The sequence below is a fragment of the Pseudomonas syringae group sp. J309-1 genome (genome assembly GCF_032582135.1).
Lineage (GTDB): Bacteria > Pseudomonadota > Gammaproteobacteria > Pseudomonadales > Pseudomonadaceae > Aquipseudomonas > Aquipseudomonas quasicaspiana.
Genome location: NZ_JAWHNU010000066.1, coordinates 24,518 through 31,585, shown reverse-complemented (window position 1 = coordinate 31,585; position 7,068 = coordinate 24,518). Strand labels below are relative to the sequence as shown.

Here is a 7,068-nt window from a genome sequence, read left to right as displayed (position 1 = left end):
CCAAGGACGGTGAAGATTTCTAAAACCCGGTACCCAGTGGACCGTAAGGCTGCTCCGCTTAAGTGAACAGCATTACGGCCTTGTGCCGGGGTTTGCGTTTTCGTCTTGCGCCTGTAGGAGCGCGCTTGCCCGCGATTGCGTCAGACCAATCGATAGTGATGTCGTCTGATACGACGCAATCGCGGGCAAGCGCGCTCCTACACAGACTGTGTGAAAACGTAGCGAGCGACGGCAAGACAAGGCAAAAACAGCCGAAAAGCGGAGTCTAGGTGTTCTAAATGAGCATTTTTCGGCTGTTTTTAACGCAGTATTGCCGAGCGCAGTAGTTTTCACACAGTCTGTACAGGCGCAAAAGCAAAAATCCTGTACTGAGCACCCACCCTATGAACTGGCAAGCCCACGTCACCGTCGCCACGATCGTCGAAGATCAAGGCAAATTCCTTTTTGTAGAAGAACTCAAGGGCGGCAAGGCAGTACTCAACCAGCCTGCCGGGCATCTTGATCCAGACGAATCCCTGCAGCGCGCCGCGATACGCGAAACCCTCGAAGAAACCGGCTGGGACGTCGAACTGACCAGCGTCATCGGCATTTATCTCTATACCGCGCCGAGCAACGGTGTGACCTATCAGCGCATCTGCTTTGCCGCCAAACCGCTGCGCCACAATCCAGAGTATCAACTGGACGACGGCATCATCGGCCCGCTGTGGCTGACCCGGGATGAACTCGTGGTCCAACAGGAGCGCTGGCGCAGCGAGCTGGTGCTGCGTTGCGTGGACGATTACCTGAACGGCGAACACTTCAGTCTCGACCTGCTACGCGACAAGGCGTGAGACTCCCGCCGCCGGGCCTGTTAGAATCGCGTCCTTTTCGAAGCTACCCATTGAATTCCTATGCCTGATTCAACCCTTTCCGATACTGCACAGAAGCGCGTCATCGTCGGCATGTCCGGCGGCGTAGACTCTTCGGTTTCTGCCGTTCTGCTCATGGAGCAGGGCTATCAGGTGGAAGGCCTGTTCATGAAGAACTGGGAAGAAGACGATGGAACGGAATACTGCACCGCCCGTGAAGACCTGGCCGACGCCCAGGCCGTGTGCGACAAGATCGGCATCAAACTGCATACCGCCAACTTCGCTGCTGAATACTGGGACAACGTGTTCGAGCACTTCCTGGCCGAATACAAGGCCGGTCGCACGCCGAACCCGGACATCCTGTGTAACCGCGAAATCAAGTTCAAGGCGTTCCTCGATTACGCCCTGATGCTTGGCGCCGACCTGATTGCAACCGGTCATTACGTGCGCCGCCGGGATATCGATGGCCGCACCGAATTGCTCAAGGGTCTGGACCCGAACAAAGACCAGAGCTACTTCCTGCATGCCGTGGGTGGCGACCAGATCGCCCGGACCCTGTTCCCGGTCGGCGAACTGGAAAAGCCAGAAGTACGTGCCATCGCTGAGAAACACGGTCTGGCGACGGCAAAAAAGAAAGACTCAACCGGCATCTGCTTCATTGGCGAACGCCGTTTCACCGATTTCCTGCGCCAGTATCTGCCCGCTCAACCCGGCGAGATCAAGACCACCGAGGGTGAAGTCATCGGTCGCCACAGCGGCTTGATGTACCACACCATCGGCCAGCGCCAGGGCCTGGGCATTGGCGGTCTGAAAGACGCCAGCGATGACCCGTGGTACGTGCTGGTCAAGGACCTTGAGAACAACGAGCTGATCGTGGGTCAGGGCAACGATCACCCCTGGCTGTTCTCCCGGGCCCTCGTGGCTTCGCAGATCTACTGGGTCAACCCGATTGACCTGAGCACGCCGCGTCGCCTGACTGCTAAAGTGCGCTACCGCCAAAGCGATCAGCTCTGCACGCTGGAGCAGACCGCCGACGGCTATCGCGCCACCTTCGAAGAACCGCAACGCGCCGTTACACCGGGCCAGTCCGTGGTGTTTTATGACGGCGAAATCTGCCTGGGCGGCGGCGTGATTGAAATCGCCGAAGCCTGGCACAGCAAGGACAAGCGTTGATGACCCCGATTCAGGAGCAATTGGTCGCACTGGCTGGCGTATTTCAGGCCGCCGTACTGGTAGACCGCATAGCCAAGACCGGTCAGAGCAGCGAAGCAGTCCTGGGCTGCATGCTCGGCAGCCTGCTGGTGCAGGATCCCAAAGACACGCTGGACGTTTACGGTGGCGACGACCTGAACCTGCGCGAAGGCTACCGCGCCCTCGCCAGCGCACTGGAACGCGATCCGTCGACGCTGCAGCGCGAACCTCTGCGTTACGCCCTGTCGATGCTGGGCCTGGAAAGACAACTGGCCAAGCGCGACGACATGCTGCAAACCGTAGGCAACCGTCTGCCGCAAATCCAGTCTCAGGTTGAACACTTCGGCATCGCCCACGAAAACGTTATCGCGGCCTGTGGCGCTTTGTATCAGGACACCCTGAGTACCCTGCGCCAGCGCATTCAGGTGCATGGCGACATGCGCAACCTGCAACAGCCGAGCAATGCCTCGAAAATCCGCGCCCTGCTGTTGGCAGGTATTCGCTCTGCTCGCCTGTGGCGACAAAATGGCGGCCATCGCTGGCAACTGGTCGTAAGCCGTCGCAAGTTATTGAAAGAACTGTACCCATTGATGCATGGCTGATTCGCCACGCATTTGCAGAAACTGCTGACAAACATCGCGTGACATACGCTGGTCAGGCCGACCCGATCCAGCCTGGTTTTCATGTATGATACGCGCCCCTTTTCGTTGCCTGACTGTCCGAGAGCACCCTATGCAGCTTTCTTCGCTCACTGCGGTTTCCCCTGTTGACGGCCGCTACGCCGGTAAAACCGAGGCCTTGCGCCCAATTTTCAGCGAATACGGTCTGATCCGTTTTCGCGTCATGGTTGAAGTACGCTGGCTCCAGCGTCTGGCCGCACACCCTGAAATCACTGAAGTCCCAGCGTTTTCAGCTGAAGCCAACGCCATCCTCAACACGCTGGCGGAAGACTTCTCGATCACCCACGCCGAGCGCGTGAAAGAAATCGAGCGCACCACCAACCACGACGTCAAGGCCGTGGAATACCTGCTCAAGGAACAGGCTGCCAAGCTCCCTGAACTGGACAAAGTGAGTGAGTTCATCCACTTCGCCTGCACCAGCGAGGACATCAACAACCTGTCCCACGCCCTGATGCTGCGCGAAGGCCGCGACAATGTGATGCTGCCCCTGATGCGCAAGATCGCTGATTCGATCCGCGAGCTGGCCATCCGTTTTGCTGACGTTCCAATGCTGTCGCGCACCCACGGTCAACCAGCCTCCCCGACCACTCTGGGTAAAGAACTGGCCAACGTTGTTTACCGTCTGGAGCGTCAGATCGCCCAGATCGCTGCGGTACCGCTGCTGGGCAAGATCAACGGTGCAGTCGGCAACTACAACGCACACATCTCGGCTTATCCGTCCATCGACTGGGAAGCCAACGCGCGCGCCTTTATCGAAGACGAGCTGGGTCTGGGCTTCAACCCTTACACCACGCAGATCGAACCGCACGACTACATTGCCGAGCTGTTCGACGCCATTGCGCGCTTCAACACCATCCTGATCGACTTTGACCGCGATATCTGGGGCTACATCTCTCTGGGTTACTTCAAACAGCGCACGATTGCTGGCGAAATCGGTTCGTCGACCATGCCGCACAAGGTCAACCCGATCGACTTCGAAAACTCCGAAGGCAACCTGGGTATCGCCAACGCACTGTTCCAGCACCTGGCGAGCAAGCTGCCTATCTCCCGCTGGCAGCGCGACCTGACCGACTCCACCGTGCTGCGCAATCTGGGCGTCGGCTTTGCTCATAGCGTTATCGCTTACGAAGCCACTCTCAAGGGCATCAGCAAGCTGGAGCTCAACGAGCAGAAAATCGCCGCTGATCTGGACGCTTGCTGGGAAGTCCTGGCTGAGCCGATTCAGACCGTCATGCGTCGCTACAACATCGAAAACCCGTATGAGAAGCTGAAAGAACTGACACGCGGCAAGGGCATCAGCCCTGAAGCCCTGCAGACGTTCATCGATACGCTGGACATGCCTGCCGAGGCCAAGGCCGAGTTGAACAAACTCACCCCGGCCAATTACATCGGCAATGCGGTAGCTCAAGCCAAGCGCATCTGACCCGCATCACATCAGTGCACACGCCCGGCAGTGCCGGGCGTTTTTATTGCAGTCCCGAAAAGACAAACTTTCAATAGGTTACACATGAATCCTGATATTCCTCTTCAACTTCTGGGCGGCATCAGCGCGCGCGTTTTCCTGCGTGACTACTGGCAGAAAAAGCCACTCCTGATCCGTCAGGCCCTGCCGGACTTTCAGAGCCCGATCGATCCTGACGAGCTGGCTGGCCTGGCCCTGGAAGAAGAGGTCGAATCGCGACTGGTCATCGAGAACGGTGAGCGCCCATGGGAACTGCGTCGCGGCCCGTTCGCGGAAGACGAGTTCAGCAAGCTGCCGGAAAAAGACTGGACGCTGCTGGTTCAGGCGGTTGACCAGTTCGTGCCGGAAGTCAGCGAACTGCTGGAAAACTTCCGCTTCCTGCCAAGCTGGCGCATCGATGACGTAATGGTCAGCTTCGCCGCACCGGGTGGCGGTGTCGGCCCGCATTTCGACAACTACGACGTGTTCCTGCTGCAAGGCCATGGCAAGCGTCACTGGCAAATCGGCCAGATGTGCGACTCCGATAGCCCGCTACTGCAACACGCCGACCTGCGAATCCTGTCTGACTTCCAGATGACTGAAGAATGGACGCTGGAACCGGGCGACATGCTTTACCTGCCGCCGCGCCTCGCCCACTGCGGCGTCGCGGTTGATGACTGCCTGACGTACTCGGTCGGCTTCCGTGCCCCAAGCGCTGCCGAAGTGCTGACCCACTTCACCGACTTCCTCAGCCAGTTCACGCCTGATGAAGAGCGCTACACGGATGCAGATGCCCAACCGGCCAACGATCCTCATCAGATCCAGCACGACGCGCTCGACCGCCTGAAAGCCTTGCTGGCTGAACACATGGGCGACGAGCGCCTGCTGCTGACCTGGTTCGGCCAGTTCATGACAGAACCGCGCTACCCGGAACTGGTGGCAGGTCCGGAGCTGGAAGAAGAAGACCTGCTGAGCAGTCTGGAACAGGGCGCAGTTCTCATTCGCAACCCAAGCGCACGTCTGGCGTGGTCCGAAGTTGATGACGACCTGCTACTGTTCGCCAGTGGTCAAAGCCGTCTGCTGCCGGGCAGCCTGCGGGAACTGCTGAAAATGATCTGCGCTGCCGATGCCCTGCACAGTGACAACCTCGGCCAATGGTTGGCCGATGAAGAAGGACGCAACCTGCTCTGTGAGCTGGTAAAACAAGGAAGCCTGGGGTTTGCCGATGAATAGAACCAACGTGCGTGTTGCCGACTGGCACAAAGACAACGCTGACATCCGCCGTGTACGCGATGCTGTGTTTGTTGCTGAGCAGTCGGTGCCGCCGGAGCTGGAATGGGATGCTGAAGACATCGACGCCATTCACTTCCTGGCACTGGAGGGAGACTTTGCCATTGGCACAGCCCGCCTGTTGCCGGACGGTGAAATAGGTCGGCTGTCAGTGCTGAAGGACTGGCGCGGTATGAACGTCGGTGAAGCGCTGCTCAGCGCCGTCATCAACGAAGCCGAGCGACGTGATCTGAGGCAACAAAAACTCAGTGGTCAGGTACAAGCCGTGGAGTTTTACGAGCGCTTCGGCTTTACCGTCGTCAGTGAAGAGTTTCTTGAGGCAGGACTGCCTCACGTGAATATGACCCGCCACTCAGGCTGAAAGACCTGAATTGACGCCCTGCCCGCCTGCGCCAGCTGTCTATGCTGGTAAAGGTCGGCAGGGCGTTTTGCGTTTGAAGATTCAACTTGCGCGTCCACAGGCCGACAAACTGGCAAACTCAGGTCTTTTAGACGTTTCCAGGAGATTGGATTTATGTTCCTGCGCCCCCTGCTTACCTCGCTGCTGCTGATATGTAGTGTCGGTGTCATGGCCGCTACCGAAGTGGTTCCCCTCAACTACCGGACCAGCGATGACCTGCTGCCAGTGGCCAAATCCTTCCTCGGCCCGGACGGTACGGTCAGCGCTTATAACAACCAACTGATCGTCAATGCCGAGCCGCGCAAGATCGAAGAACTGCGCGCGTTGCTCTCACAACTTGATGTCGCCGCCAAACGCTTGCTGATCAGCGTCGACACCAGCGATAGCGCTTCACGTAGCAGCAATGGCATCAATCAGAACCGCGTCATCAACTATGGCACTGCCAGCCGCGAGGGTGGCGTGCAACAGGTGCAAGCCAGTGAAGGCACGCCAGCGTTGATTCAGGTGGGTCAGAGCGTGCCCGTTACAACGTCACGGACCGACAATTACGGCTATGCCCAGAGCAACACCGAATATCGCAACGTGACTCAGGGCTTTTACGTTACAGCCAGCGTGACCGGCGACATCGTGCACCTGAACATCAGCACCAATCGGGATCGCGTCAGCCAGGAACGGTCCGACACCTTCAAGGTGCAAAGTACCGACAGCCAGGTCAGCGGCCGCCTCGGTGAATGGATCACTCTGGCGGGCGTGAGCGATCAGTCAGTTGCTGACCGCCAAGGCAATACGCAGCAGTATTCGACCCAGGGTCGAGAGGACATGACATTGCGCGTCATGGTGCAAACCCTTGAGTGAGAAGGCTCCCGCAAAATCGGGCACTACAGGGCCTTTTACTGACTGATCAGTCGCACCGAGGCAAATATGTAGTGATCTCAAAAAAGCACTACAAAACGTTTGACGGGCCAAAAATGGCGAGGCATGATTGCCTCGCTCCCGCTAATCAGAGGCCGTGAAAAGAGCCTTCGGGTCGCGCTCAAATCCTACGAGCCGATTCGTGTCTGTATCGCCCACAAGGCAGTTTGACGAGGTTGCGACTGGAACGAAGTTGTCCTGAGGGACGGAAGCGTATTACGGTCCATCGGCAAAGCTGCTGAGTGACGAAATCGGGAGTCTCTGTGCCCGACTGCACGCCACAGCTACGCCCTGAACTCGCCTTTC

At 58.1% G+C, this 7,068-nt stretch carries 7 protein-coding genes; all 7 read left to right on the top strand.

The window, feature by feature from the left end:
• Positions 1–383: 383 nt before the first annotated feature.
• The 7 genes from RX972_RS25400 to RX972_RS25370 all read left to right on the top strand — a co-directional run bounded on the left by RX972_RS25400 (position 384) and on the right by RX972_RS25370 (position 6,705).
• Positions 384–830 carry an NUDIX hydrolase gene (locus RX972_RS25400; RefSeq protein WP_316879575.1) on the top strand — a complete coding sequence of 149 codons (447 nt, stop codon included), beginning with the start codon at positions 384–386 and terminating at the stop codon, positions 828–830.
• 60 nt (positions 831–890) lie between these two features.
• Positions 891–2,021, top strand: coding sequence for a tRNA 2-thiouridine(34) synthase MnmA (gene mnmA / locus RX972_RS25395; protein WP_263267653.1), 1,131 nt, complete (start codon positions 891–893; stop codon positions 2,019–2,021).
• On the top strand, positions 2,021–2,641 hold the full coding sequence (hflD, locus tag RX972_RS25390) for a high frequency lysogenization protein HflD (RefSeq protein WP_027899404.1): 621 nt from the start codon (positions 2,021–2,023) through the stop codon (positions 2,639–2,641). Before mnmA ends, hflD begins: the two co-directional genes overlap by 1 nt.
• A 130-nt stretch (positions 2,642–2,771) precedes the next feature.
• Positions 2,772–4,142 carry an adenylosuccinate lyase gene (gene purB, locus RX972_RS25385; protein WP_027899403.1) on the top strand — a complete coding sequence of 457 codons (1,371 nt, stop codon included), beginning with the start codon at positions 2,772–2,774 and terminating at the stop codon, positions 4,140–4,142.
• 84 nt (positions 4,143–4,226) lie between these two features.
• Entirely contained in the window at positions 4,227–5,393 is a 1,167-nt protein-coding gene (locus tag RX972_RS25380; protein WP_316879572.1) for a cupin domain-containing protein, read from the top strand.
• Positions 5,386–5,811, top strand: coding sequence for a GNAT family N-acetyltransferase (locus RX972_RS25375; protein WP_027899401.1), 426 nt, complete (start codon positions 5,386–5,388; stop codon positions 5,809–5,811). The genes RX972_RS25380 and RX972_RS25375 overlap by 8 nt, the downstream gene beginning before the upstream one ends.
• Before the next feature lie 153 nt (positions 5,812–5,964).
• Positions 5,965–6,705, top strand: a complete 741-nt coding sequence (locus RX972_RS25370; RefSeq protein WP_027899400.1) for a secretin N-terminal domain-containing protein — start codon at positions 5,965–5,967, stop codon at positions 6,703–6,705.
• Positions 6,706–7,068: the final 363 nt, after the last annotated feature.

Coding starts and splice junctions, on each gene's coding strand:
- RX972_RS25400 (WP_316879575.1), top strand. CDS start 384: ATGAACTGGCAAGCCCACGTCACCGTCGCCACGATCGTCGAAGATCAA.
- mnmA (WP_263267653.1), top strand. CDS start 891: ATGCCTGATTCAACCCTTTCCGATACTGCACAGAAGCGCGTCATCGTC.
- hflD (WP_027899404.1), top strand. CDS start 2,021: ATGACCCCGATTCAGGAGCAATTGGTCGCACTGGCTGGCGTATTTCAG.
- purB (WP_027899403.1), top strand. CDS start 2,772: ATGCAGCTTTCTTCGCTCACTGCGGTTTCCCCTGTTGACGGCCGCTAC.
- RX972_RS25380 (WP_316879572.1), top strand. CDS start 4,227: ATGAATCCTGATATTCCTCTTCAACTTCTGGGCGGCATCAGCGCGCGC.
- RX972_RS25375 (WP_027899401.1), top strand. CDS start 5,386: ATGAATAGAACCAACGTGCGTGTTGCCGACTGGCACAAAGACAACGCT.
- RX972_RS25370 (WP_027899400.1), top strand. CDS start 5,965: ATGTTCCTGCGCCCCCTGCTTACCTCGCTGCTGCTGATATGTAGTGTC.